At 57.4% G+C, this 26,574-nt stretch carries 22 protein-coding genes; 14 read left to right on the forward strand and 8 right to left on the reverse strand.

The genetic code is table 11. The features are described 5' to 3' along the window. The coding region (locus AAC01S_RS18875) for a helix-turn-helix domain-containing protein (protein ID WP_157071173.1) at window positions 1-123 on the reverse strand (123 nt) is incomplete at its 3' end. Between the two features lie 235 nt (window positions 124-358). On the opposite strand from AAC01S_RS18875, the gene AAC01S_RS13240 reads away from it, so the two are divergent. From AAC01S_RS13240 to AAC01S_RS13275, 8 genes are all read left to right on the forward strand, one after another. Then, window positions 359-2,068, forward strand: a complete 1,710-nt coding sequence (locus AAC01S_RS13240; RefSeq protein ID WP_067623115.1) for an SWIM zinc finger family protein — start codon at window positions 359-361, stop codon at window positions 2,066-2,068. Between the two features lie 316 nt (window positions 2,069-2,384). Further along, window positions 2,385-3,758, forward strand: coding sequence for an ABC transporter substrate-binding protein (locus tag AAC01S_RS13245; RefSeq protein WP_067623118.1), 1,374 nt, complete (start codon window positions 2,385-2,387; stop codon window positions 3,756-3,758). A 67-nt stretch (window positions 3,759-3,825) separates the two neighbouring features. After that, the gene (locus AAC01S_RS13250) at window positions 3,826-4,782 is read left to right on the forward strand and encodes a carbohydrate ABC transporter permease (RefSeq protein WP_067623120.1); all 957 of its coding nucleotides are present in this window, start codon (window positions 3,826-3,828) and stop codon (window positions 4,780-4,782) included. Next, complete coding sequence (locus AAC01S_RS13255; protein WP_217997836.1) at window positions 4,779-5,645, forward strand: carbohydrate ABC transporter permease; 867 nt, start codon at window positions 4,779-4,781, stop codon at window positions 5,643-5,645. Before AAC01S_RS13250 ends, AAC01S_RS13255 begins: the two co-directional genes overlap by 4 nt. Before the next feature lie 75 nt (window positions 5,646-5,720). Then, the gene (locus AAC01S_RS13260) at window positions 5,721-6,548 is read left to right on the forward strand and encodes a sugar phosphate isomerase/epimerase family protein (protein ID WP_067623123.1); all 828 of its coding nucleotides are present in this window, start codon (window positions 5,721-5,723) and stop codon (window positions 6,546-6,548) included. Window positions 6,549-6,593: 45 nt separating this feature from the next. Further along, entirely contained in the window at window positions 6,594-7,421 is an 828-nt protein-coding gene (locus AAC01S_RS13265; protein ID WP_067623126.1) for a sugar phosphate isomerase/epimerase family protein, read from the forward strand. 5 nt (window positions 7,422-7,426) lie between these two features. Further along, window positions 7,427-8,620 (forward strand): Gfo/Idh/MocA family protein, encoded by a 1,194-nt coding sequence (locus AAC01S_RS13270; protein WP_067623128.1) that lies wholly within the window; start codon window positions 7,427-7,429, stop codon window positions 8,618-8,620. Between the two features lie 22 nt (window positions 8,621-8,642). After that, complete coding sequence (locus AAC01S_RS13275; RefSeq protein WP_083511783.1) at window positions 8,643-9,653, forward strand: LacI family DNA-binding transcriptional regulator; 1,011 nt, start codon at window positions 8,643-8,645, stop codon at window positions 9,651-9,653. A 404-nt stretch (window positions 9,654-10,057) separates the two neighbouring features. On the opposite strand, the gene AAC01S_RS13280 is transcribed toward AAC01S_RS13275, so the two are convergent. After that, on the reverse strand, window positions 10,058-10,828 hold the full coding sequence (locus AAC01S_RS13280; protein WP_067623133.1) for a helix-turn-helix domain-containing protein: 771 nt from the start codon (window positions 10,826-10,828) through the stop codon (window positions 10,058-10,060). 275 nt (window positions 10,829-11,103) lie between these two features. Between AAC01S_RS13280 and AAC01S_RS13285 the strand changes: the two genes are divergently transcribed. From AAC01S_RS13285 to AAC01S_RS13300, 4 genes are all read left to right on the forward strand, one after another. Beyond that, window positions 11,104-12,747: an ABC transporter substrate-binding protein gene (locus tag AAC01S_RS13285; protein WP_083511784.1), complete on the forward strand. Its 1,644-nt coding sequence runs from the start codon at window positions 11,104-11,106 to the stop codon at window positions 12,745-12,747. 80 nt (window positions 12,748-12,827) lie between these two features. Further along, window positions 12,828-13,229, forward strand: coding sequence for a DUF7376 domain-containing protein (locus tag AAC01S_RS13290; RefSeq protein ID WP_067623142.1), 402 nt, complete (start codon window positions 12,828-12,830; stop codon window positions 13,227-13,229). Window positions 13,230-13,470: 241 nt separating this feature from the next. Beyond that, on the forward strand, window positions 13,471-14,751 hold the full coding sequence (locus AAC01S_RS13295; protein ID WP_067623144.1) for an exonuclease SbcCD subunit D: 1,281 nt from the start codon (window positions 13,471-13,473) through the stop codon (window positions 14,749-14,751). Next, the gene (locus AAC01S_RS13300) at window positions 14,748-18,485 is read left to right on the forward strand and encodes an AAA family ATPase (protein ID WP_067623145.1); all 3,738 of its coding nucleotides are present in this window, start codon (window positions 14,748-14,750) and stop codon (window positions 18,483-18,485) included. The genes AAC01S_RS13295 and AAC01S_RS13300 overlap by 4 nt, the downstream gene beginning before the upstream one ends. A 101-nt stretch (window positions 18,486-18,586) precedes the next feature. On the opposite strand, the gene AAC01S_RS13305 is transcribed toward AAC01S_RS13300, so the two are convergent. The 6 genes from AAC01S_RS13305 to AAC01S_RS13330 form a co-directional block, all read right to left on the reverse strand. Then, window positions 18,587-19,729, reverse strand: coding sequence for an MFS transporter (locus AAC01S_RS13305; RefSeq protein WP_067623147.1), 1,143 nt, complete (start codon window positions 19,727-19,729; stop codon window positions 18,587-18,589). Window positions 19,730-19,852: 123 nt separating this feature from the next. After that, a complete protein-coding gene (locus AAC01S_RS13310) occupies window positions 19,853-20,986 on the reverse strand; it encodes a mandelate racemase/muconate lactonizing enzyme family protein (RefSeq protein ID WP_067623149.1) in 1,134 nt (377 codons plus the stop codon). Beyond that, window positions 20,983-21,870, reverse strand: coding sequence for an NAD(P)-dependent oxidoreductase (locus AAC01S_RS13315; protein WP_067623152.1), 888 nt, complete (start codon window positions 21,868-21,870; stop codon window positions 20,983-20,985). The genes AAC01S_RS13310 and AAC01S_RS13315 overlap by 4 nt, the downstream gene beginning before the upstream one ends. Window positions 21,871-21,901: 31 nt before the next feature. Next, a complete protein-coding gene (locus tag AAC01S_RS13320; protein ID WP_067623154.1) occupies window positions 21,902-23,344 on the reverse strand; it encodes an NAD-dependent succinate-semialdehyde dehydrogenase in 1,443 nt (480 codons plus the stop codon). A gap of 59 nt (window positions 23,345-23,403) precedes the next feature. Beyond that, window positions 23,404-24,810: an MFS transporter gene (locus tag AAC01S_RS13325; protein WP_067623157.1), complete on the reverse strand. Its 1,407-nt coding sequence runs from the start codon at window positions 24,808-24,810 to the stop codon at window positions 23,404-23,406. A 454-nt stretch (window positions 24,811-25,264) separates the two neighbouring features. After that, window positions 25,265-25,891 (reverse strand): methyltransferase, encoded by a 627-nt coding sequence (locus tag AAC01S_RS13330; protein ID WP_067623160.1) that lies wholly within the window; start codon window positions 25,889-25,891, stop codon window positions 25,265-25,267. 78 nt (window positions 25,892-25,969) lie between these two features. On the opposite strand from AAC01S_RS13330, the gene AAC01S_RS19320 reads away from it, so the two are divergent. After that, a complete protein-coding gene (locus AAC01S_RS19320; RefSeq protein WP_157071176.1) occupies window positions 25,970-26,143 on the forward strand; it encodes a hypothetical protein in 174 nt (57 codons plus the stop codon). Between the two features lie 103 nt (window positions 26,144-26,246). Then, window positions 26,247-26,574 (forward strand): threonine/serine exporter family protein (locus tag AAC01S_RS13335; RefSeq protein ID WP_169794047.1); only part of this gene is annotated, 328 nt, incomplete at its 3' end.

Below are 26,574 nucleotides of genomic sequence, written 5' to 3' on the forward strand. Positions count from 1 at the left end.
TTCGACGATGTACTTTCGAATTGTTTTCCTATCCACCCCGGTCCTTCGAGCAATCTCTCTTTGAGACGCCCCTTCGTGAAAATACGCCAGTATGATCTTCTGCTTCTGCTCCAACCCAATCATCCCCTCACCACCTCACGTACGTGAGGCTATCATAGGGTGGGGGAATTTTCGATTGTTACGGTGGTGTACTTTTAGGCTATCAAATACATCTTGCGGAGAGCTTTCACAATTCAAACTGCGGGAATTCTCTTGCGAAGCTCCAGCGCCCTGAGAATTTCCCTATTCGGTTATCGGATTTGGTACTCAGTCTTTGTGTGTTTCGATGCGCATTCACTCAAAAGGGAGTTGAACATCCATGAACCTATCTGACTTTCTGGGCGAAGTCGATGCGGATATTCTGATGCGCGGACGGGATTACCTTGACGAAGGGCGAATCCGCTCGCTGGAACAGGATACCGACGGCGTCTATCATGCTATCGTGCAAGGTTCGGAATTGTACCGAGTTGACGTCGAGATCGACGGCGATGGCGAACTTATCAAACTTGATTGCAATTGCCCGTATGACCTCGGCCCGGTATGCAAGCACGAGGCTGCGGTTCTTCTTCGAATTGCCGGACAGCGTGAACTGGTCGATCCCGATGGAATGAACATGGTCGCTGCTGCCTTGGAACCGGATTCGTCGACGGATCTGCGGTCTCTCCTCGATGCAAAGCGTAAAGATGACCTCATCGATTTGCTTCTCTCGCTGGCGGAGACGTCTTCCTTGGTGGAGCGGCAAATTCGCTTCCATGTCTCGACGACGGATGCCGACGCGGAAGTGAAAGAATGCCGCAAATTCATTCGGGACTACGCGAAATCGTTCGCGGACAGACAGGGGTTTATTTCGTATCGGAAAGCTAGCAAGGCTATGGGTGGCGCGAATGAAGTGGTTGAACGGGCGAAGAAGGCACTTGAGCAACGCGAATATGTGCGTGCGCTCAAGCTTTCATTCTGCGTGATCGAGGAAATGATTCATTTGATGGCGTCGGTGGATGACTCCGGCGGGGACGTCGGATTGATGATCGACTTTGCGCTGGGTTGTGTCATGGCCGTCGCGGATGCGGTGAAGCGGAGTGAGGCGGGCGTGATCGACACGGTGTTTGCGTTGCTGGTGAAGGAATCGCGGCATCGCAAGCTTCAGGGCTGGAAGTCGTGGCAATTGAAGCTGATTGCTGCTGCGGGCAAGCTGGCGACTACGCCGGAGCGGCTGCGCAAGTGGGAAGATTGTGTGGATGGCGTCGTACGCGAGGCCGAGGAGTCTGCGTGGGATAGAGACTATGTGAGCGCGGAGATGGCGCTGATCCGATACAATCTGCTTCTCGAGCGGGACGGCGAGGCCGAGGCGGCGGCTTACGCGCTGGCGAACGTCCATATTGGCAAAATGCGAACGCTGGCGATTCGGCATGCCATCGAGCGGGGGAAATTCGACGAAGCGATTCAACTTGCCTTGGATGGAGAACAACAGGAAGGAACCAGTGGACGGCGAAGTTTGGCGGATGCGTGGCGAGAATTGCGTTTTGAGGCGTACAGGCGTGCGGGCCGGGTGGACGATCAGCGACGGCTTGGCTTCCAACTGGTACTCGGCGGGGACTTCCAATACTACGCGTTGACCAAGATGACCTACGCGCCTTCGGAATGGGCCTCTGTGTACGAGTCTCTGATTCAGCACTTTGAACAGAGAGGCTTCGGTTTCACGGAAGCGTATCCGCAAATTCTCGTGGAAGAGCGCGATTGGAAGCGCCTGTTAGCTTATCTCTCGCAAAGGCCATCCGCGATTGAGCGGTACTACATGCACCTTGTGCCGCATCATTTGGCGGAGGTCACGGAGATATTCCTGAAACACATTCGTCAATTGGCGGAACAATCGAGCAATCGGGCCGAATACCGCGGCGTGTGCCGGATTATCCAACTGCTTCACAAGGCGGGTGGGACAGAGGCGGCAAAGGACATCGTCGAGGAAATGATGCGGACGTACCCTCGCAGACCGGCTTTTCGCGATGAGTTGAGGTCGCTCCATCTACAATAACCTCACCCTGCGTCCATTCTGAGAGATTTGCGAATAAACGAGCTGTCGAAGTCATATGTCTTTCAGCAAACGGCCGTTGTGTACCGATTTCGTTCATGGTTTCCAAGCGGGTTGTTGAAAATGGCTGTTTGGGCGGAAAAGGGGGATGCCGGGCTGAAGGTTCGCCGCGCAAGAGCTTTGGAGAACGGGCGAACCGGGCTTCGACGAAGATTTGTTGAAAGCGCTTACTTTGTGCGGCAGGTTTACGATATGTCGCGAAACGCCCTTGGCGTATTACATCCATATGAAACCTGGTGATAGAGGAGGAACGTATCGTATGGGAAGCCCAAAGAAGTGGTTGAACAAAAAGTGGTTGAACAAGAAGCCGCTTTTGGTATCAGCCGCAGTGTTGACCGCCACGGCTGGCATTCCGTTCGCGGTGTACGCGGGAACGCCGTCCACGGTCACATTGAGCGTGTACATTGGCTATGACGCCAACAATCCGCAGGCGCAGGCCAACCTCTACAACAAGACGCTGATTCCGCTGTTTGAGAAGGAGAATCCAGGAATCAAGGTCACCTGGTCCTACTATTCATCGTCGACACAGGAAAACACGGAACTGCAGACGGCGGTCGCGACGCACCAGGGGCCGAACGTCTTCGAGCTTGGGACGACGTTCATTCCAACCGCCTATGCGACGAAGTCGTTCCACGTGCTGTCCGCCGCGGACTGGAAGGCGATTGGCGGCAAAGCCAAGTTTTTCGGGCCGCAGTTGACCATGTCCGGACCGAATCCCAACAACTACATCGGCGTGCCTGAGATGATGCTGCCCTTCGCGATGGTCTACAACACGAAGCTGCTCAAGGCGGCCGGTATTTCCAAGCCGCCGACGACGTGGACGCAGTTTGTGAACGACGCGAAGAAGATGACCAATGCGAGCAAGGGGCAGTGGGGGACCGTGATCGATCCCGAAGATTCCTACGATCCCTGGAAAATTGTCTGGGCCTACTCGAAACAGCTCGGGTCGGACTTCCTCAGTCCGAACTTGAAGAAGGCGACACTCGACTCGCCGCAGGTGGTCAACGCGATGACGTTCTGGTTCGACTGGCTGACGAAATACAAAATCGTCGCCGCGAACGATTTGACCTACAAGAACTCGGACGCGCTGCAGCAGTTTGAGAATGGCCACATCGGCATGTGGGTGTTCCAGGGACCGTCGTTGATCCCGTCGCTCAACCAGTCGGCGGTGAAGGGCGAGTACGCGTTTGCGCCGCTTCCCACCGTCCCGTACGGAATGACATCGCGCCCGAAAGGCGGCACGCCGACGCAGACCATCGTGTCGGGGCAGGACTTGGCGATTCCGTCCTACACCACCGGCGCGACCTATCAGGCTGCGTTGAAGTGGATCAAGTTCATCACGGATCCCAAGCAGCAGCAGGAGTTGTTCAACGTCTATGGCGATCTCCCCGTCAACCAACAGGCCTACAAAGGCGACGCGGCGTTGAACACGCCGATGATGAAGGCGTTTGTCCAGTCGGAGGAGCACGCGAGTCCGACGCCGTTCTCCGGCGATTGGGGAAATCTTGAGACGATTTTCGCGGGCGTGACCAACAAGCTGGCCGACGAATTGGCGACCAATACGTTCAAGCCTGCGGATATCGCCAGCCAGCTTCAGGCGGCGAACGCGCAGGTTCAACAGTCGCTGCAATAAGGATGGTCGAACGGGGGAGGGGATCTCTCTGGGTCTCTCCCCTTGGTGACACGAGGGATGTGAGAGCATGGTCGATCAATCGAACGTTTCCATATCGGCTCAATCCATTTCGGTGCGGCGGGATCGGCGAAAGCGCAACCGGCCTCCCTACTGGATGATTGCGCCTGCTGTGTTTCTGCTCGCGGTCATTGTCGCGGCGCCGTTTTTGGTGAGTATCTACACGAGTTTCACGAGTCTGAATCAGTACTCCATCGGAAACTGGCTGCACGCGCCGTTCGTTGGGTTGAAAAATTACATCAGCGCGTTTACGCAGGGGAGCGCCATCGGCGCCTCCGCCCTGCAAAGTCTCTGGGTCAGCGTGGCGTTTTCGCTGCTCACGACGCTTTGCATCACGCCGATTGGCATCGTGGCCGCCTTGCTGGTGAATACGCCCTTTCGCGGGCGCTCCTGGGTGCGGGCGCTGTTCCTGATTCCATACGTCATGCCGGTGTTCGTCAACGCCATCACGTGGCGTCTCCTGTTCATGAACGGCTGGGGGCTTGTCGACAAGGTGTTGGCGTGGCTCCACCTGGCGAGCGTCAACACGTTCTGGCTCATTGGGCCCAACAGCTTCTGGGCGATGGTGATTGCCGACGTCTGGTCGTCCTGGCCGTTCATCTACCTGATGGTTTTGGCCGGCTTGCAAGGCATCCCGAACGATCTCTACGAATCGGCGTACATGGACGGGGCGACACAGGTCAGATGCTTCTTCTCGATCACGCTGCCCTCGCTTCGCCCGATTCTCAGCCTGGCCCTGCTGCTGTCCACACTCAACCACTTCAACAACTTCACGCTGCCGTTCATCATGTTCGGCACGCCGCCGTCGCCGCAGGCGGACGTGCTGCCGTTGAACGTCTACGTGACGTCGTTTCAAACGTTCAACTTCGGACTGGGCGCTGCGATGTCCTTGATCACGCTCGTATTGATGATGATCCCAGCCTACTTTTACATCCGCATGCTGCGGCTCGGGGAGGCGACGACGTGACACACAGCATGAGTTTGGAGCGAAGGTTCTGGCAGCGTCTGCGGATTGTCCTGTTGATTGTGTTTGGTCTCGCTATCCTGCTGCCCATCGCGTACGTCGTCCTCGTGTCGCTGACGCCGGATACGGAAGTGGGCGGCGGATCGATCTTTCCAACCCACATCGCCTGGGACAATTACCGACTCATGTGGTCGACGGTCCACCTGGCCCATGACATCGGCAACAGCGTGCTCATCTCCGGATGCACAGGCGTCCTGGCGACGCTGGTGGCACTGCTTGCGTCGTACGTGCTCTCGCGCTTTCGCTTTCGTGGCCGCAAACCGTTTATGGTGTCGCTGATCACGATGCAGACCATTCCGCAGGTGATGATGCTTCTTCCGTTGTTTGTCATTCTCGTGATCATCCAAAACGCCTTGCGCGTCCATCTGGTTGGGCAATACGTCACCATCATCGTGACGTATCTGACCTTCGCGCTGCCGTTCGCTTGCTGGTTGTTGCTTTCCTATATGGCGAATATTCCGATAGAATTGGAAGAGGCCGCGCAGATGGACGGCTGTACACGCTGGCAGGTTCTTACACGCATCGTCCTGCCGCTGATTCTGCCTGGCATGGTCGTGACGTTCGTCTTCTCGTTCCTGCTGGGATGGAGCGACGTCCTTTTCGCGAGCGTGCTGACGACGCCGTCGACGCAAACGGTCGCCGTGGGTCTGCAATCGTATATCGCGACAGGTGAGTCCGGCGGATCGGTGTTCTGGGGACAACTGATGGCGGCAAGTCTCACCAGCGGCATTCCGGTGGTCGTCATCTTCCTGTTCTTTCAAAAGTTTATCATTGGAGGATTGGCCAACGGCGCGGTCAAGGGGTAATCAGGCGATTTCCGGCGAGTGGGCAACGGTCAACATCGGCCAACATCGAGCCACGGCGTGAATGGAGGGGCTGCTATGGTGACGATTTCCGCGTTCGCGGACGAAATTTCACCAGATTTAATCGAACAGTTGGATGTCCTCGAGAGCGAGGGGATCCGTCATATCGAGTTTCGCGGAGTTTGGAACAAAAACGTGCTGGATCTGTCCGACGACGAGTTGCAGACGGTCCGGAATCAACTGCGGGCGCGGGGGTTTCGGGTATCAGCGGTAGGCTCTCCCATCGGGAAGATTTCCATCGAGGACGATTTCGACGAACATCTGCGCCGCTTTGAGCGGGCAATCGCCGTCGCCAAGGCGTTTGACACGTCGTACATTCGGATTTTTTCCTTCTTCATCCCGGATGGCGCAGCGGCGGACGGTTATCGCGACGAGGTGCTGCGGCGGATCGGCGAACTCGTGCGCCGGGCGGAGGCTGCGGGTGTCATCCTGCTGCACGAAAATGAGAAGGACATTTACGGCGACACGCCCAAGCGCTGCCTCGATCTCTTCTCCAGTTGTCCTTCCCCTGCCTTGCAGGCCGCGTTCGATCCGGCGAATTTTGTCCAGTGCGGCGTGAAGCCTTTCCAGGAGGCGTTTCCCCTTCTGCGACCGCATGTGACGTATGTCCATATCAAGGACGCCCTGTTCGACGGAAAGCGGGTCGTGCCGGTTGGGGAAGGCGACGGCGAGGTTCGCGACGTTCTTCGTACGCTCTTTGAAGGCGGTTACAGCGGGTTTTTGTCGATTGAACCGCATTTGGCGCACGCCTCGGCGTTTCAAGGGTTCAGCGGGCCTGATTTGTTCCGCGTGGCGGCGCGGGCGCTCAAATCCATGCTCGCAGAGCTGGGCAAAGAATGGCGTTGAAATTCGTCAATCGTTGAAATTCGTCGATAGGGAGGAAGATGTGAAATGAAGATCGCGTACTCCAATCTGGCGTGTCCGGAGTGGTCGATGGAAGAGGTGTTCGCGAAGGCCGTTCAGTTTGGTTTCGACGCCGTCGAAATTCGGCTCGTGGACGGTGAAGTCATTCCGTCCGAGCTCAGCGCGGACGTCGAGCGGCGGATTGTCACACTGTCGAAGGAGAGCGGCGTGGATATCGTCGGGATCGGCGCGTCGACGAAGTTTGCTTCCCATGACGAAGCGGATCGGCAGCGGAACGTGGAAGATTTGCTGCGGTACGTCGAACTGGCGGCGCGGATGGAAGTGCCGATGGTGCGAACCTTTGGCGGCACGTTTGCCGCAGACCATCTCGACGCGCGCCAGGCGGTCGCCTATGTCGCCGATGCGCTTGCGCAGGTGGCGCCGAGGGCGGAGGCCTTGGGTGTTGCCGTCCTGCTCGAGACGCACGACGACTTCTCCCACTCGGCCCTCGTGCGCGATGTGGTGTCACAGGTCGGGAGCCCGGCGATTGGCGCCCTGTGGGACACGCATCACCCGTACCGCATGGGCGAGACCGTCGAGGAGACGTTCGACAATCTGCAAGCCGGCCTGCGCCATGTACACCTCAAGGATGCGCGCCGGGCGGGCGACGGTTGGGAACTGGTTGTCTTCGATGAAGGCGAGGTGCCCGTCCGCGACATCGTGCGGACGCTGGTCGATCACGGCTACAACGGCGCCTTCTGCATCGAGTGGGAGCGCAAGTGGCATCCGGAGATTGAAGCCGCCGAGACGGCACTGCCGAAACACCTGTCGATTTTGCGCAATTACCTGGCGAGCGCCGAACAGAAGGAGAGATAAGCGACATGGGAACATCCAATGGAAACGCGAAAGTGAAAGTGGGCCTCGTCGGCCTCGGCAACATCGGCAAGACGCACATGTCGTACTTGTCGCAGATGGGCAATGTCGAAGTCGTCGGGGTGTGCGACGTCGTCCGGGAGAGCGCGGACGCGTTCGCCGAGCGCTATGGCACGACGCCTTACTACGATCACATCGATCTGCTTGAGCACAGCGGCCTCGACGCCGTGATCGTCGCCGTGCCGCATTACTCGCACGTGACGGTCGCGATGGACGCGTTTGCCCGAGGCATCCACGTGCTCTGCGAAAAACCGCTGGCGGTGCACGTCAACGACGCCAAGAAGATGATTGCCGCCTACGAGGAGGCGAAGCGGAACAAGCCGGACTTGCAGTTTGGCATCATGTTTCAGGAGCGCACCTACCCGTTCTATCGAAAATTGAAAGATCTGCTCGATCACGGCGATCTCGGCCGCCTCACCCGCGTCACCTGGATCAACACGACCTGGTTCCGCACCCAGGCTTACTACGACAGCGGCAGTTGGCGTGCCACGTGGGCTGGCGAGGGCGGCGGCATCCTGACCAACCAGTGCCCGCACAATCTCGACATGTACCAGTGGTTGTTTGGATTGCCGGCGCGGATCAGCGGCTTTGCACACATTGGCAAATACCACAACATCGAAGTCGAGGACGAAGTGACGGCATACTTCGAGCACGACAACGGGATGATTGGCCACTTTATTGTCACGACGGGCGAATCGCCTGGGACCAATCGGCTGGAAATTGCCGGCGAATACGGGAAGGTCGTCTACGAAGATTCGAAGATCGTCTTCTATCGAAACCGCGAATCCATGTTCAAATTTTCGGCCGAGTCGAAACAAGGGTTTGCGCATGTGGAGAATTGGTACACGGAGATTCCGGTGGACGTGAAAACGCCGACCGGCCACCACGTCGTCGCCGAACGGTTCATCGACGCGATCCTCGGCGGATCCAGCGAGTTGATTGCCCACGGGCCGGAAGGGTTGAACGGGCTGATTCTCGCGAACGGCATTATGCTGTCGTCGTTCAAAAAGCAAATGATCGATGTGCCGTTTGACGCGGACGAGTACGAAGGCATTCTTCAGGAGCTCATCAAGAATTCGAAATTTGTGAAGCAGACTGCGGAGAACGCGGTTTTGAACATGAGCGATTCCTTCAACGTCTAGGCCGAAAGTCTGTGTGATAGCGATGCCGGAGGGACATCAGAGACCGACTATCGATTTGGTCGCGCGCCAGGCAAACGTTTCGAAGACAACCGTTTCGCGGTTTTTGAACGGGAAATTTGAGTTCATGTCGGAGGAGACGCGCAGGCGGATTCAGCGGGTGGTGGACGAACTGAACTATCGTCCGAGCCAATCGGCCCGCAGTCTGAAGTCGAAGCGAAGCGGGCTCATTGGCGTGATCGTCGCGGATATCGGCAGCCCGTTTTCCTCCATTCTCGTCAAGGCCATCGGCGATCTCTGCAACGAGCTTGGCTTTCACATGATCATCGCCGATGCCGATGAGAATCCTGCCAAAGAGCGGGAAGCGCTCGAATCGCTCGTCGGCGACGAACGGGTGGAAGGGCTGATTGTCAACACCACCGGCTACAACGATGACACCTTGGTGGAGTTGGGGAAGCACTGTCCCATCGTGATCGTCGAACGCGAAATGGAGACACTCGTCTTCGACACGGTTGTCAGCGACAGCTACTCGATGACGATGGAAGCGATGCGGCACATGGACCGGGCGGGCTTCGACGCCATTGCGTTTTTCACACAGCCGATTGGCCGAAACAGCGTCCGGCGCAATCGGCTGCAGGCGTACCTGGATTTCTGGCGGGCCAACCGGACGGGCGACGCGTACGTGTTCGAGTCGCCGACATCCGACGTCCAGCGGGACTTGCAGGCGTTTCTCGCCGCTTCGCAGGGGCGCAGCCGTTCCATCTTTTCCGTCAACGGCGTGACGACGCTGGCCATCCTGAAAAGCGCCGCCGCACTAGGCGTTCGCATTCCAGCGGACATCGGGCTCTGTGGCTACGACGATTGGGCGTGGGCGGCGTTGATTGGCCCGGGCATCACCACCATCGATCACCCGACGTACCAGGTCGGTTCCCTGGCCGCCAAACGCCTGGTCGCGCGCATCATGGGTGCGAAGGGGAAACCGAAGCGCATCAAGGTGCCGTCGACCCTGCACGTGCGCGGATCGACGGCGCGGTGACGAGGGCGGCGGGAACGGCGGGAACGGCGGGAACGGCGGGAACGGCGGGAACGGCGGGATCGCGGCCCGGCCGCTCGCATGTTCTGTGGGATCCCGGGAGCGTCGGAGGCGAATAAGCGGCCCGTGGCCGCTTAAGTGTGTCGAATCGTCGGAGTTGCGACGAATAAGCGGTCCACAGACGCTTAAGTGGGCGATACCGCTCCATTCCGAGGGCATCGGAGGCAAATAAGCGGCTGTGGGCCGTCTATTTTTCTTCGATCCGGCCATCTTTCAGAAATAAGCGGCTGAGGGACGCCTATATGCCCCGGCACCTCGCCAGCCTCCGCCTCCGCCAACCCTGCCCCGGCACCTCCGCCGCCTAGGCAGCCAATTTCCTTTGATAGCTCCGGGGTACATATCGCTCCTTACTCTTCTCGTCTAAGCTGTCCTGGGGTCTTTCCATATTTTTTCTTAAATGCCTTATTGAAATAGGCATAATTGTTAAATCCGCATTTTTCGGCAATTTTATCGAGTGTCGCGGCAGTATAGTTCATTAGTTCAACCGCATAGGACAACCGGATTTCCAACGCGTATTCGATGATTGTTTTCCCGGTGTGTTTTTTAAAGAGACTGACAGCACGTGAGGTACTTAATCCAACATGTTGCGCGACATCGGCTATTTTCAAAGGGCTCAATGCGTTCTCTTCAATGTATCGCATCATTCGGGTGACGATGGGCGGACGATTGAAAAAGGGGGAGGTTTCGGAAACTGCGAGTTCAAAAGTTACGCAGAGCGCTTTAATTAAATAATCAATCAATTCGTCGTTTGCTTGAGACGACGGGCGCCTGTCCTCCGCGATAATATGCCGCCACAAGGCGAGTATTCGTTCGTCGAAATCCAGTCGGTAAAGGCTGGGCTTGGTTGATCGGTCCCACCAGTCATCGATCCATGTTCCCCGGCAAAATAAATAGAGATCGCCACTGTTGTCCCCTTCGTCAATTCGCAATTCATAGCTGTCCCCTGGTCGGAGCAGCAACAAGTGCCCTTTTTCTAAGGTGGCTTCATGCCCATTCACCGTGACTCTCGCTATACCTTCCGTTTGCAAACGAAAAAGATAGTCTTGTAATCCGGACTTGTGCAAGTCGGAGAATTTGTGGCCGTGATAAAAATATCCGCAGCTTCCAATCTCAATCATGGAGGTCCGCTCCAATCACACAAAAAGGTCAAATAGTATACTTTTTAATCATATCAATCATTTGAAGATAGGGCATTCATCATTAAGATCTGCGTAAATAGGAAAGATTCACTTGGCAGCAGCTGCATATGTGAGTCGGTGTGCTTATTGTCGTCAGGAGTCATTCAAACACGATAGTAAACGCTTTCTGAAAGCGTTGTCTATAACTGAGAGGACAACGCTTCACCATCAAATGTTGTTTACGCTTATACGTTTGTCTAAAGGGGAGAGTTCTTGTGAAACGACGTCACGCGAAATTGATTGCTTCCGCAGCCGTATTGTGTACGATGATCACTGGGAATTCAGTGATGGCAGCCTCGACCAGTTCGAATTCGGCGCCGCCTTTGACTGTGACAACCGGGCCGGACGGCAACTTTCAAGCCAACTTCAATCCATTCGTATCGAATCCAGATCCAGGAACGCAAGGATTGATGTACGAGACCTTGTTTTACTTTGACACCGTATCAGGGAAGACCTTTGATATTTTAGGTACGGGATACAAATGGAGCAACGGGAATAAGACGGTGACAGTGACGCTTCGAAAGAATGCAAAATGGAGTGATGGCACTCCGTTTACGTCTTCGGATGTCGTGTTTACATTCAATCGTATCAAAAAGTATTCAGACGCAGATCTCAATGACGACTGGTCGCAACTCGTGAGCGTGAAGGCTGAAGGTTTGTACAAGGTGGTATTCAACTTCAAGCAAGGTGATATCCCGTTCGGAAACCAGTTTGTCCTTGGCGATACCTATATTGTCCCTAGTCATATTTGGTCAAAGCTCGGAGATCCAAGTAAGGCCATCGTGACGAAGCCTGTCGGAACTGGTCCGTATTTGCTCAAATCGTTTTCCCAACAGATGTTGACCTATACCGCCAACAGCAAGTACTACCTGGGGGCGCCAGCCGTCAAAACAGTGGACTATCCAGCTTATGCGAGCAATGAAAGCGCTGATCTGGCACTGGCGAATGGGACACTCCAGTGGGCGGGCATTATGATTCCGGATATTCAGAAGGCATACACCAGTGTAAATTCCCATAATCACTACTGGTTTGCGCCGTCGTTTCTCACCAACCTTCTTGGGAACCTAAGTAATCCGATACTGAAGCAACTTCCTGTGAGGAAGGCGATCAGTCTGGCGATCGATCGCAATAAAATTTCCGTCGCCGGCGAAGATGGATACGAACAGCCGGCTAGTCCGACCGCATTGGTGCTGCCGAACGAGAAGTCCTGGCTCGATCCCAGCCTTCCCAAATCGGATTTGACGTTCAAGCACGATCCAGCGCAGGCTGAGAAGATTCTTGAGGCTGCGGGATTTAAGAAGAACTCCAAAGGCGTGTTTGAAACGAAGTCCGGAACCCCACTGTCGTTTACACTCCTTACGGTTTCAGGGTGGTCGGATTGGGACACAGACGCTCTTCTCATTAAGCAAGACCTGCAACAGATTGGAATTCAGGTTACTGTGCAAGAGCTCACCTATGGTGCGTATCTAAACGACATTTCACCGAAGTCTGGGCATTATCAGCTTGCGATGGCGTCGATGACGGGAGGTCCCACTCCGTTTACTGCGTACTACAATATGCTCGATCCCAAGGGAAACTCCGATTATGAAGGCCTGAACAATGCCACGCTCAATCAGTTGTTCAGCAACTATACGGCTTCAACCAGCACGTCGCAGCAAAAGAAGGACATCTATCAAATTGAACGATACTTTATCAATCAACTGCCAGGTATTCCGTTAACGGATGGCGCGGATTGGTATGAATACAATGACGCGCATTATACGGGATGGCCAACACAGAGCAACCCATGGATTGAAGGTTCTCCCTACAACGGTCAATCGGCGGCGATCATCCTGAGGCATTTGAAGCCTGTTCACTGATTTACGCAAATCAACTTTACGTGAATCAACCCTCCCGAAGATTCATAGACATTAGCAACTGAGTTCGGGAGGGACATGCGTTGGCCGAGAACATTCCGGACACCGTTCAGGATGCGGTGGACCAATATGTGGAGTCGTACCAGGTGTACAAGCAGTTGGAGGAGAGAATCCAATCGCTGCGCAAAGTCATTGAGCCATTTATGAAAGAGAGCGGGATCGACGTGATTCCGGATCGGAAACGAATTGGCAGAGTTCAGTTGACAGTGCAGGAACGCGCGAAGTTGACGTCGAGATACACCACCTACGAGGTCGAGCAACTGAGACAGGTGCTGGCGCCGGATTTGGTGGAGAAGTGTCTTGTCGAGGTGGTGGACAAGGACAAGGTGGAAGCCCTGTCCAAGCTGGGCGAAATTCCTCCTCAGACGTCCGAGTTTAAATCGGTGACACCAACGTACAGTTTGTCGGTCCGGTTTGAGAAGTGAGTCAAGTGAGCCAAGTGAATCGAAGTCTGTCGCGAAACCGCCTCGAGAGGCGGTTTCTGCTTTTCCTGATTTTCGGAGGGGCAGGTAACCGGCCCAAGTGTCGCGAATGGTTTGGGTAACGAGTCGTCGCCTCGGGACCGCGGGTGCTGCGGACATCGCCGGTGCCGTGGACACCGGGTGCAGCGGGCACCGCGCGCATCGCAGGCGTAGCGGGTGGCGATATGGGAAACGGGGAGATTGCATGCGTATTTTACATACGGCGGACTGGCACTTCGGTAAGACGCTGGAGGGGCGTGATCGAATCGGGGAGCAGCGGCAGTTTGTGGATGAATTGATTGCCCTGTGTGACGAGGAGCGGATCGATCTCGTCCTTATGGCGGGGGACGTCTACCAGACGGTCAATCCGAGCGCCGAGGCGGAAGCCTTGTTCTATCGGGCGTTGGATGGGTTATCGGCTGGCGGGACGCGCGGCGTCGTGGTTATTGCGGGCAATCACGACAACGCCGAGCGGATTGCTGCGGCGAGGCCGCTGGCGGACAAGTTGGGCATTGCGCTGATGGGCCTGCCGAAGGACGTGCTGGCGCCCACGCCGGCGGTGGCTGGGCAGGTTCACCGCGTGCGGGCGGGGATGGGTTTTGTGGAGCTGGAGATTCCCGGCTGTCGAGAGCGCGCGGTGATCGCCGCGGTGCCATATCCTTCGGAGTCACGGCTCAACGAGGTGCTTGCGCAGACATTGGATGAACGGGAGTTGCAGGCGAATTACAATCAGCGGATTGGGGCGTTGTTTGCTTCGCTGGCGACGCGCTTTCGGCCGGACACGGTGAATCTGGCGATGAGCCACGTTTACGTGACAGGCGGCATGGAGTCGGATTCGGAAGTGCAGATCCAGATTGGCGGCGCGTACGCGGTCGATCCGATCGTGTTCCCAGCCGCCGCTCAATACGTGGCCCTGGGCCACTTGCACCGGCCGCAGGCCGTGTCTGGTGCAAAGGTGCCGGTGAGGTACGCGGGATCGCCGCTCTGTTACAGCTTTTCGGAGGCTGGGCAGACGAAGTCGGTGGTCATCGTTGAGGCTCAGCCGGGCGAACACGCCACTTGGCGGGAAGTACTCTTGACCAGCGGCAAACCATTGGTTCGATGGCGGGCGACGGAAGGGCTGGCACAGGTGCAGCGCTGGGTGGAGGAAGGGCGGGACGCGAACGCCTGGATCGATCTCGAGGTGCACGTGCAGACCGGTCTGCAGTTGGAAGAGATCCACCGTCTGCGCGATTTGCATCCAGGTTTCGTCCACATTCGCCCGGTGCTGCCGGCGCAGGATCGAGCGGAAGAGGAGTCCGCAGGCGCGGTGGATGCACCGTCGATGGGTGAGTTGTTCAGCCGATTCTTCAGCGAAAGGAACGGCGTGGTCCCGGATGACGCGCTGGTCCAGTTGTTTCTCGAGATGGTGGCTGAGGTGGACGCCGATCCCGACGCGTTGGACGAGCCCCCGGCCGACGAGGAGTCCGAGGGGGTGGGCGCATGAAACCGATCCGCTTGTCGATTGCGGGGCTGCACAGCTTTCGCGAACCGCAGGAGATTGATTTCAACGCGTTGACGGAAATGGGCTTGTTTGGCATCTTCGGTCCAACTGGGAGCGGCAAGTCCACCATTCTCGACGCCATCACGCTGGCCTTGTACGGAGACGTCGGCCGCGCGGGGAGAAACACGCAGGCCATCCTCAACCATGCAGAGAAACGGCTTGAGGTCGTGTTCGAGTTCGATATCGGCTCGGCTGGGCGGCGCAAACGGTACCGTGTGGAACGGGCGTACAAGCGGGGCAACGGATTTTCTGTGGAGCACCAGACAAGCCGGCTGCTGCAGTTGGAAGTCGTGGACGGGGACGATGACTACGGCGTGATCGTGGTCGCGGATACGAAGAACGCCGTCAACCAGGCTATCAAATCGATCCTCGGCCTGGAAGAGAGCGATTTTACGCGAGCGGTCGTACTGCCTCAAGGAAAGTTTGCGGAGTTTTTGCAGCTGACGGGATCGGATCGGAATGCGATGACCGAGCGATTGTTCGGGTTGGAGAGATATGGGCGATCTCTGTTGGAGAAGGTGAACACCAGGGCGAGACAGGCGGCGGAAGATCTTCGCACCATCGTCTCCAACCAACTGGAGTTGGGCGACGCGTCAGAAGAAGCGGTGCAAGCTGCGGAGGCCGCGGTACAGGAAGCGGAGCGGCAGTTGAGCGCCGCCGAGCGGGTGCGGCGGGAGGCGTTGGCCCGGCTCCACGAGGCGGAGCAGGTGCACAGCTTGATGACCGAGCGCGAACAGGCCTTGGTGGAACGCGATGAACTTGCCGCGCGGGCGAACGAGGTGGATCGATGGCGGAAGTCGATCACGCGCAGCGGCCAAGCCCACGCTGTATGGCCGTTGGTGCAGGCGTGGCGCGAGGCGGAAACCGGGGTCGAGCGGGCGCGGCAGACGCTGCGGGCGGCTGAAAGTGCGTTGGAACAGGCGAGATCGACACTGGCGAAGGCTGTACAGCAGCAGGAGCAAGCCGATGCAAAGCGGGCGGCGATGGAGCCGGAGTTGCTGCAGAAGCAGGGCAGGCTGAAGGACGCGCAGGAGCTGGAGAAGCAGCTTCTGCAGATGCAAGGCGAATTGGCGCAGGTGGAGACAGGGCATGCGGCGGCGGTGAAAGCGCGGGATGCGGCCATCTTGCAGCGCGACGAGCTTGGGCGGCAAGTGGAGCGGTTGAAATCGGCTCGGCTCGCCGCGCAGACGCAGTTGACGAAACACGCCGTGTCGCCGGAGACGCGGCAGCGGATCGGGCAGCTGCGAGCCGCATTTGACGCGTGGACGGCCTGCGTGGAGGGCGAAACGAAAGCGAGAGCGGCGTATGAGGAGCGGGCGGCAAGCTTCCAAGCCGCCGAAAGCGACGTGCGGCGCGCAGCGGAGGCCTTCGAGGCGCTGCTTGCGGAACACACGACGTTGACGCGGAAGCTGAACGATCTGGCTGCACAGGCGCCTCGATGCACGGAGGAGGACCTGCGGGAGCTCAGGACGTGGAAGCTGCGTGTGGAGCCGCGGGTGCAAGCTTTGCAGGCGGCGGATCGGGATCTGGCGGAAGTCGAAAGCCGGCGCGAACGAGCGGCAGCCGTATGCGAACGACAGCGGACGGTGACCGAAGCGCGGCGGGCGGCGGCTGAACGCCAACAGCAGGTGTTTCGCGATTTGGACGAAGAACGCCGCCGCCGGGCGGACTTGAGCGAACACGCGTTGATTGTGGTGATTGCGGAGCGCCTGCAGAACGGCATGCCGTGCCCTGTCTGCGGCTCTCTGCACCATCCGGCCCCAGCCCAGGTGGATGGCCTCGCGCTGCCGGACGAGATCCGGTGGTCATCGGACGATGAGGCGGCCTTGCGGCAGGCGGAAGTCGCGTGGCGCGAAGCCGAGGCCGCGCTCCAGTTGGCGGAAAGGGAAGCCGGCCAACACGAGACTGCGTTGAGGATGCTCGACGAGGAAGCCGGGCGCAAACGGGCACATCGCGACAGCGCAATCGAAGCGTTGGCGGCTTGCTGGCCGCCTGCGACCGGCCCGCTGGCGTCGAGTGGACTGCCGGTGCCACATGGCCTGATGGACGGGGCGTCGATCCCGGAGAGCGCCGAGGCGTGGGAGTCGTTTCTGGATCGGTTGGAAACCGCACTGGCGGAAGCGGAGGAAGCGTTGCGCGACTGGATCGATCAGCAACATCGCTTGGCCGAGCAGGAAGCGCAACTGAAAGCGCGGGTTCAGCAGGCGGAACAGGCCTTGGCGTTGGCCTGTGCGGCGGCGAAGACGGCGGAAACCGAGGCGGATCGGCAACGGCGAACGGCGGATGCTGCGGCTGCGGAGGTCGAGACAGCGGCGCTGGCCTTGAAACGGGCGATGGCGGCGCTTGGACCGGCTGGAAGCGGCGCCATCGACGGTGGAGACGTCACGGACGACCTGGCGATCGCGGTGGAACAGCGGCTGCGCCGTGTGGACGAGGACGACAGGCTGGCCAATGAGGCGCAAAGCGCGCTGATCCGCCTGAATGGCGAACTTGCGGAGTTGGAGGCCCGCAAAGCCTCGGCGGACAGCGAGGCCCAGCGGGCGGAGTTGGCCTTGCGCGAGCTCGCGGTGCGCCTGGATGGGGTGCGCGGCGACGTCGTGGAGAGGCGCAAGCAACTGCATCAAATCACGGGCGGGGCGACGGTCGTTGAGGCGATGCGGGAGATCGAGGGGGCTTTGAAGGGGCTGCGGGACGCGTCGGAAGCCGCGAAGCTGGTGAGGGATGCCGCCGCTCGGGACGCGGAGTCGGCCGAACGGACCGCGACGCGGGCGCAGGCCGATCTCGATTCGCGAGTGGCCGCCGTCGAACTGGCGGATCTCCGCCTCGCGGACGCGTTGGCCAAGGCTGAGTTCGCCACTGTGGAAGCGGTAGCGGACGCGCTTCTCGATGAAGCGGAGGTGAGCGACCTGTCGGCGGCCTTGACCGCCTACGATGAGGCGGTCGGCAAAGTGAACCACCGGATCGCCGATCTCGATCTCCGCCTCGCCGGACGCACCATCGACGAGGCCGCGTATACCGCCGTGCGCGAGGCGGCGGCGCAGGCCGAGGAAGCGTACGGGGCTGCACAGCAAGCGAGCGGATCGAGGCGACACATGCTGGAGGATATGTTGCGCCGCCGGGATCGCTGGCGGGAGTTGGACCAGAAGCGCCTCGAGGTGGAGGCGTTGGCCACCCGCTTGTCGGCTTTGCAATCGGTTTTGCGGGGCAACGGTTTCGTGCAGTACATCGCGCGGGAACAGATGGAGCGGGTCGCCCGGCAAGCGTCGGAACGGCTGGCGGCACTGACGCACGGGCGGTACGCCTTGACGCTGACCGAGGACGGCAGCTTCCTGATGCGCGACGATCACAACGGTGGAGCCGTCCGCCCCGTGTCGACCCTGTCAGGCGGCGAAACGTTCCTCACGTCGCTGTCGTTGGCGCTCGCGCTGTCGGCGCATATCCAGTTGCGCGGCCAGCATCCGCTCGAGTTTTTCTTCCTCGACGAAGGGTTTGGCACGCTCGATCCCGATTTACTCGACGTCGTGATTGGCTCGCTGGAGAAACTCAACCTGGAGAAACTGTCGGTGGGGCTCATCAGCCACGTGCCCGAGCTGCGGCAGCGGTTGCAGAGGAGACTGATTGTCGAACCGGCTGTGCCCGCCGGGCGAGGCACGCGGGTGTCGCTTGAGAAGGCGTGATCGGAAAGAAAACCAAACATGTCTCCTTCGTCGAATGACGGATGCAAAGAGACATGTTTGGGTCAAATGCTTCCGGTGAAATTCCGGCTGTATGTGGTTCGTTACCTGATTTGCACTCGCGTCGCGAATGAGAGAATGGCGGCAATCACAAATAGAATGAGGACGATGGTCATCCACAATGCTGGCTGGGAGAGCACAAGCGGGCCAAGAACGACAGGGATGATGGCGACACCCAAGTTTGACGCCATGCTGTAGCCAGCCGTATTGAGTCCGGCACTTCCGTCGTTGGCAGCCCGCCGCGCGGCTTCTTCAAGCGTCAGCGTGTACCACCCGTTTCCAAACACGCCGGCGAGGAAGAACATGATATCGAACATAGCTTTTGAATGCCCTAGATGTCCGGTCATAAGCAGTGCGACAAGCAGCACGGATACGAGCGACAGAATCGCCAATGCGCGAATCAGCGGCTTGGCGTTGGTGACACCTTCCCCGACGGCACCAAATAATCCAGCGCCCACGGCTGACCCGAGGAATGTCAGGCCGGACAATAATCCGCCCAACGTAGCCGCGCCGCTGATGTTCAAATGCTCCAGGGCCGATGTCGTCACACCGCCAATCATGACGCTGGTCGACGAAACGACGAGTCCGATGATCCACCAGTTTGAATAAGTCATTCGGATCCGGACGAACGTCGCCGTTTCGGGTCGCGGAATGCCGCGAAGCGCGAACAAGAGCCAAATGCCCACGACGAGGTTGAGGATGAACCCAACCCAGAGACCCGTCGAGACGGTGAAGTAGGAAGCGATGATGGCGCTTAATCCCATGCCGAAAAACAGCATTCCGATGGTGAAGCCAGTCGACATTTTCAAATTTCGAACATGTGACATTCGAAGGACTGAACCAATCGGAGCTATCAGGAACGGGTAGGCGAGAGCGGCAATGGCTTGGGCGACAAAAAAGAAGGCGTACGTGTGGGCAAATATGCGAAGAAACAACCCGATGATGGAGAGGATGACCGCACAGGTCAGCACGGGACGTGGTCCTTTGCGGGCGGTCCACAGTCCAGCCGGGATGGAACCAAGCACCATGGCGTAGCCGTAAAACGAGACGAACAAGAGAACGGACGATAACGATGCGTGAAGCTCCGTCATGATGTCGGGGACCATTGGGGCGAGCATAAACCACGCGAAACCTAGAACAAATGCGAAAATAACGTACGGAATTAGGACGTTCTTGCTGCTATTCAACCAGGAAATCCTCCTCTACGATGAACTCCATCGTAGTTTATTTCGATACGTCGAAATCATCACCTCCCCGTCGACGCGACGATACGCTGCAGCGTTCTCTGACTCCACCGTCTCGGACAACCTCTACAACGAGATGTCCCGCAGTGGAACCTGATGAAACTGCACAAACTCGCGATCCAATTCGAAACCCAGCCCAGGTTCCTCCGGTACCGCGATTCGCCCATCCACGACTTTGACAGGTCTTGTGAAGAGCCGTTCCCGCAGCGGATTGGGGTTGGCGTCCAGTTCGAGGATGGTATTGCCGGGCAGCGCGGCGGCGAAGTGGATGCTGGCGGCCAGGCAGACGGCTGCTCCGAGAAAGTGTGGCGCATACGGAACCTCCCAGCTCGCAGCCATCTCCACGATACTGCGGGATGCCGTGATCCCACCCTGCTTGCTGAGGTCAGGCTGAATCACATCCAAACCGTGTTTTTCCAATGCCTGCCGCACTTGTCGGACACCGTACAGGTTTTCCCCTGCGGCGGTGGGGATGCCAGTTTGATGGCGAACGATGGCCAGTCCTTCAGGATCGTCGCAGCGCAGTGGCTCCTCAATCCAGGTTAAGCCGTACGCGCGGTACTGCTGCAACACGCGAATCGCCGTGCGGCGGTCCCACGCCTGGTTCGCGTCGATCATGACCCGCGCCGTTTCAGGCACCAGCTTTCTGAGCCGCTGCAGATTGGCGAGATCGAGCTGATGATCCTTGCCGACTTTCAATTTGAACGCGTTGACACCCATGGCAAGATGCTGCTCAACAAAATCCTCGAACGGGCCCGGACCAAGCCCGCTCGCGTATACTTCGACCGATGGCTGCACTGGCCCGCCAAGGAGTTTCGCGACGGGCTCCCCGCGGTATTTGCCAAGCAGATCCCACAACGCCATGTCGATGCCGCTCACGCTGTGGTAAATCGGCCCCAACGCCCCCCACTGCAGCCCCACCACCGTGTGGGCCCGCAGAAGTTTGTCGTGAATGTTCGAGATCTGCGTGGGATCCTCGCCGATCAGCAGTGGAATCATGCCGTATTTCAAGGTCGCCAGCTTTTCGTAGAGTCCCCAACTGGGGAAGTTGTTCCAGATCTCGCCAATGCCATACACTCCCGTATCGGCCTCGATGCGCACCAGGACAGTCGTTCTTGAGGTCATGGAGCCGAAGCTGGTGACAACCGGCACATCGAGCGGGACCTGCAGGATGATGGGCTCAACGTCGACGATCTTCATGCCTCTGAACCTCTTGTTGACACCGGCTGATTGAAGAGTTTGTAGACCGCCGCGCAATCTTCGTCGCCAAGACCGGCCTCGACGGCTTGTTCAAAGTACGTCAACGCGAGCTCGCTGAACGGAGCCGGTTGGTTCAATTCCTTCGCCATCCCCACACCGAGATGGACGTCCTTGCGGGTCAAGTGGATGGAGAATCCAGGTGTGAAATCCCGGTTTAGAATCTTGGGGCCGCGCAACGTCAATTGGTACGAGTCTGCGCCCGTGGTGGCCAACAGTTGCTGCAACTGCACCGGATCGATACCAGCCCGTTCCCCAATGCGAAGCCCTTCGCTCAGGACCACGGCGTTGGTCATGCCAATCAAATTGCTGACAATTTTGAACGCGGTCGCCTGCTCCACATCGCCCAAATAGTGAACCGACGTGCTGATGTCCTGAAGCAGATGCTCGTACTTTTGGTAGACCTCGGGCCGTCCGCCGGCGTAGATGGGCTGCGTTCCCTCTTCTGCCTGCGCTGGCCCCTTTCCCAGTGGACATGCCAGAAAATCCACGCCCTCCTGTGTGGCGGCATCCGACAGGCGGCGTGCGGTAGATGGATCGATGGTACTGACGTCGATCACGACAGCACCGTCCTTCATTTGCCCAAACAGCCTCTCTTCGTCAATCAGCAGGTCGGTGAGATGCTTGGGCATCGGCAGGCTGGTGAATATGACATCGGACGCGGCGGCCAAATCCGCAGTCGAAGCGGCCGCCCTGCCGCCGATTTCCAGCACACGCTCGATGGCCGCCTTGTTCAGGTCAAACACCGTGACATCATAGCCGCGTCGAACCAGATTCCGTGCCAATCCGCCACCCATTTTGCCGACACCGATAAATCCAATTTTCATCTATTTCGCCTCCATCTTGTTCTGTGTCCATTCAGCGCGACAAACCGATAGACAGGTACTTGTACTCCAGGAACGCCTCCATCCCGTAGTAGCCGCCTTCAGCACCCACGCCGCTCGACTTCCACCCGCCAAACGGGGCTTGGACGACGGCGGGGAGCGGATCGTTCAACCCCACGATTCCGTATTCCAGCGATTCGCCGAGGCGCAGGGCGCGTTCCAAATCCCTCGTGAACACGTAGGCCGCGAGTCCGTAGTCCACACGGTTGGCCAGTTCGACGACCTGTTCCTCGGATGCGAAAGGGATCAAGGGCGCGACGGGGCCAAACGTCTCTTCTTGGCACACCCGCATGCTGTCTGACACTTTGGTTAAAATCGTCGGTGCGAAAAAGGCGCCTTTGAGCCCGGCTGGTTGAACGGGCCCGCCGCCCAGCACGACGCGTGCGCCGTGTTCCACTGCGTCGTCCACCTGCGCCTGAATTCGCTTCAGTGCGCCGGCGTGGATCACAGGGCCAATGTCAACGCCCTCTTCCAGGCCGCTCCCCACCTTCATTCGCTCGACCCGACGTTTGAGTTTTTCCGTGAATTCTTCGATCACGTTCTCGTGCACATACACCCGATTTGCACAGACGCAGGTTTGGCCGGCGTTCCGGAATTTGCTGGCGACGCACGCTTCGACCGCGGCATCCAGATCCGCGTCGTCGAACACGACAAACGGCGCGTTGCCGCCGAGTTCCATGGAAACGCGCTTCACCTGATCGGCTGCGCCCTTCATCAAATACTTGCCGACGCGGGTCGATCCGGTGAACGTGATCTTGCGAACCCGCGCATCCGCCAGGATCGCCTCCCCGAACACGTCCCCTGGATTGGTAAACACGAGGTTGACGACCCCCGGCGGGAACCCTGCCTCTTCAAATACGGAAAACAGCGCGATCGCGGTAAGGGGAGTGTACTCAGACGGCTTCAGCACGACGGTGCACCCAGCCGCAAGCGCTGGCGCTATCTTGCGAGTCACCATCTGCGCGGGGAAATTCCACGGCGTGATCGCAGCGACGACACCAACCGGCTGCCGAATGACTATGATCCGCTTGTGCGGCGCCGCCGCGGGAATGGTGTCCCCGTAGATTCGGCGCGCCTCCTCCGCGTACCAGCGAAGGTACTCGGCCGCAAATTTGATTTCCCCTGCAGCTTCGTTGAGCGGTTTCCCTTGTTCCAAGGTCAACGTCGGCGCAATCTCATTTGCTCTCTCTAACAGAATTTCGTAGGCGCGGTAGAGCAGGTTCGAACGATCCAACGCGGTTGTTTTCGACCATGCTGAAAATGCCCGATGCGCCGCGGCAACGGCGTTGCTGACATCTTCCTGGTTGCCGGACGGTACCCTATCGATCACGTCAAACGTCGCCGGATTCACGACATCAAATTGTTCACCTGACGCGGACTGAACCCACTTACCATCGATATACATGCTCTGTGCCATGAACTCACCACCGTTTTGAGATGATCTTATTTACATTTTTTACACTTCGGTTCCAATGATCACAACGAGACAGAATGGGAATCGGCAAAGGTGGTTCCCGAAAGCTCTTGCTCAAGGTCTTTGCCGGTTGGATCCCAGCGAATGAGCAGGGAAGTAACCAGCCCAATGACTGGACAAACAATCAGAATCAGCAGTGTGGCGGACAGGCCTAACGCGGACAAGATGATGGGAAAGAAGAAGATGCCAATGATATTCCCTACGCGGCTCGCCGCTTCGGCTGCACCTGTTCCAAGGGGGCGCAGATCCGTAGGATACGAGTTTGCCGCAATGGTTTTTCCTTGTGCCCCTGGACCTGCAGAGTGGCCGAAGATGAAGACGGCGATCGGCAATGCGGACAGCCACAGCACAGAATTGTTCGTTTTCAATCCAGCGAACAGCAAACTCGCGATGACGAGCACAAAGCCCCATATCGCCAATTTCCGCATGCCGTATCGCGAAGTCAGATACGCGCCGACGAATCCTCCCAAGATTCCAAACAAGTTGAAGAGAATCGTTCCGGAGATGCTGTTGATCATCGCCTTCCCGAAGATGAGGGCCGAGATCGTTGGTATATAAAAGCCAATCGCATAATACTGCATGGCCTGTGTGGCTGAAATCACGGTACCAATCAGCGTTCGTGCCCGATACTGCTTGGAGAGAATCGTGGAGTATTTGGGCTTCCAGACTTTTGGCTTTTCTTCCTTGATGACGTCCACGACGGTTTGGATGTGGTATGTTTTCTCCACGATGCGAGCGGCTTCTTGAATGGAGAGGTTGTTGGCCGCCCACATGGGGCTCTCGTTGACATAAATGAATCGCAGGATCAGGACGATGATCGCGATCACGCCACCAAATCCCACAGCGTATCGCCACAGTGACACGCCGACGCCAAGCTCGTAGAAAACCAAATCCACCAATCCGGTGGACACCGTGGCGACGTACCACAACGCCTGCCAGAAATTTGTGTACTTGCCCTTGCTCTTGAGATTGCTGAATTCCGCGATGAAGCTCAGAGCCACTGGCATATCAATTCCAACACCGACACCCATCAAGAAACGGAAGACTAAGAGTATAGGAAACAACGTGGAAAGGCTTGCTCCAAACGTCGCGACAATGAGCAGCAGGAGATCGATGAGGAACACCTTGTTGCGCCCAAACCGCTCGGCGATATACCCGCCAAACACCGCGCCTAGCAACGCGCCCAAAGCCATGATTGCGGTCACTGACGCCATACCGAACGCGGACAGGTCGAAGACTTTCTGAATTTGCGCGTTGCCGATGCTGATACTTGTAAAATCGTATGCATCAATGAATATTCCACCAAGCGCAACAAAGATAATCAGCAACCCGCCTTTGCGGTTTGGCGCATGGTTGACAAAATGGATAATGTCGTCCTTGGATCGGATAAGCAGTCGGTCATCATTCATCGCTGTGCTCCCCTCTTCCCAATTTCAAACCGTCTTCTCGCACACCCTCACAACGATCTATATTCGTGTCGATGAGTGAACACGACGTCTGTGAACGCTGAGGCGGCTGCTCCACACCTCCTTGTCGGAACGCAAAAAGGCCCATCTCGCCTCTGATCTCCTGCAATGGGTCGTGCAACATGTCAGGTAGTAAGAGACGAAAATGAGCCTTCGGTTGACCGATCGACTATTGTGTAATTTTTCACTCAGTTTAATGTTGATTATTCCTGTTTGTCAACTATGATTAAGCGGCGACTCCAGATTTACACGCTACTTTGACGATGTCGTCAAAGCGAGTAGCACTTCAGGCCCGGGGCATTCCCAATCTTCCTGACTGGCGGGGGTGTGTCAACTGTGATCGTTCGACAACTGACACAACCTTCCCGTATCGGTGGGGGCCGCGAGCATATTTACCTCAGTCTCTGGCTACGACAATGGTGTGTTCCAGCCGATAAATCAAGAATCGCTCGTAGGGGTTGCGCTCAAACAGATTTTCCAATGGAACTTCCATTTCCAATACAAATGGGGTCTCATGTTCCATAAAGTAGATATAGTCGTCTGACGGATAGTACAACAGAACGTCCAGTGGTCGGGGCGCTTGTTCAAAAGACCGCAGGATATTGCGAATCACCTTCATGTAGATTTGGACGGAAAATGGGTTGAAAAAATAAAAGCGATCATCAGACGGATGAACAGGATAATCTTCCGCGAGGCAGTGATAGAATTGAATTTGATCTGCGTGTGTCCTTCGCGCCCTCATATAGTTGTTCAGATTTTGCTGCGACATGTGATACAGCGTTTCGTTCATTTCGACACCGACAACCGATGCCTGAAAGAGATAATGCATGAAGAAGTTGAGCCGCCCTTTTCCACAACCGAAATCAACGAGGCGGTTGCCGCGTTTCAATTCGTATTGCTTCGCCAGCTGTTCCAATGCGCTGTATGGGGTGGGCTCGTAAGGATAGTAGTGGAATCCGATCGGAGATTCGTGTTCTCCACCAGTCTTGATATGCAGTAGTTTGTCATAGTCAGGTTCCTTCATCTCAGGGCGTATCTCCTACATACGAATTCACGCGTTAGAAGCTTCATCTATGTACGAAACTACAACAATGAGGTATCGTTGTCGAATCGACTGTATCCCCATATCGACGACGAAGCGGTCTCCCACATACTTCAGTACCTTGCCGTTTCCATCACTCACACCAGCATCCGCCAGAAGCAGGTCGCCATTCGGGGCGAATACAAGGCTGATTGGACACGTCAACCCGGAGGCGAACACTTCGATCCGGTGTGACACGATGAGTGAACGCAAACGTAACGCAAGAATGCAACAAATTCCGAGTTGACGATAGAATATGGATTGGCTGATGATAGCCTTGGTTTCAGGAGGTGGCATGGTGACAGAAGCGGAACGACACTGTCTCGTCGAAGCGAGTCTGCTGGCTGGACAGTTGATGCTTGAGAACGGCGCGGAGACGAGTCGCGTGGAAGACACGATGGAACGGATGATTCGACACGGCTTAGGGGCAGACCGGGATCCGTCCGTAACGCATACCTACGTCACTGTGAACGGCATATTCGTCCAATTGGATCATCGTCGGGTCACGAATTTTCGTCGTGTCGACGTGCGCAGTCACGACTTGGGGAAAGTGACGCAGGTCAACCAAATTTCTCGCTCCTTCACCGCAGGTGCCATCACGCTTGAAGAAGCGCTTCATTCCTTAA

Source organism: Alicyclobacillus acidiphilus NBRC 100859, assembly GCF_001544355.1.
GTDB classification, from domain to species: Bacteria; Bacillota; Bacilli; order Alicyclobacillales; family Alicyclobacillaceae; genus Alicyclobacillus; species Alicyclobacillus acidiphilus.

Coding starts and splice junctions, on each gene's coding strand:
- AAC01S_RS13250 (WP_067623120.1), top strand. CDS start 3,826: ATGGTCGATCAATCGAACGTTTCCATATCGGCTCAATCCATTTCGGTG.
- AAC01S_RS13260 (WP_067623123.1), top strand. CDS start 5,721: ATGGTGACGATTTCCGCGTTCGCGGACGAAATTTCACCAGATTTAATC.
- AAC01S_RS13300 (WP_067623145.1), top strand. CDS start 14,748: ATGAAACCGATCCGCTTGTCGATTGCGGGGCTGCACAGCTTTCGCGAA.
- AAC01S_RS13245 (WP_067623118.1), top strand. CDS start 2,385: ATGGGAAGCCCAAAGAAGTGGTTGAACAAAAAGTGGTTGAACAAGAAG.
- AAC01S_RS13315 (WP_067623152.1), bottom strand. CDS start 21,870: ATGAAAATTGGATTTATCGGTGTCGGCAAAATGGGTGGCGGATTGGCA.
- AAC01S_RS13265 (WP_067623126.1), top strand. CDS start 6,594: ATGAAGATCGCGTACTCCAATCTGGCGTGTCCGGAGTGGTCGATGGAA.
- AAC01S_RS13295 (WP_067623144.1), top strand. CDS start 13,471: ATGCGTATTTTACATACGGCGGACTGGCACTTCGGTAAGACGCTGGAG.
- AAC01S_RS13275 (WP_083511783.1), top strand. CDS start 8,643: ATGCCGGAGGGACATCAGAGACCGACTATCGATTTGGTCGCGCGCCAG.
- AAC01S_RS13310 (WP_067623149.1), bottom strand. CDS start 20,986: ATGAAGATCGTCGACGTTGAGCCCATCATCCTGCAGGTCCCGCTCGAT.
- AAC01S_RS13330 (WP_067623160.1), bottom strand. CDS start 25,891: ATGAAGGAACCTGACTATGACAAACTACTGCATATCAAGACTGGTGGA.
- AAC01S_RS13325 (WP_067623157.1), bottom strand. CDS start 24,810: ATGAATGATGACCGACTGCTTATCCGATCCAAGGACGACATTATCCAT.
- AAC01S_RS13270 (WP_067623128.1), top strand. CDS start 7,427: ATGGGAACATCCAATGGAAACGCGAAAGTGAAAGTGGGCCTCGTCGGC.
- AAC01S_RS13280 (WP_067623133.1), bottom strand. CDS start 10,828: ATGATTGAGATTGGAAGCTGCGGATATTTTTATCACGGCCACAAATTC.
- AAC01S_RS13320 (WP_067623154.1), bottom strand. CDS start 23,344: ATGGCACAGAGCATGTATATCGATGGTAAGTGGGTTCAGTCCGCGTCA.
- AAC01S_RS13240 (WP_067623115.1), top strand. CDS start 359: ATGAACCTATCTGACTTTCTGGGCGAAGTCGATGCGGATATTCTGATG.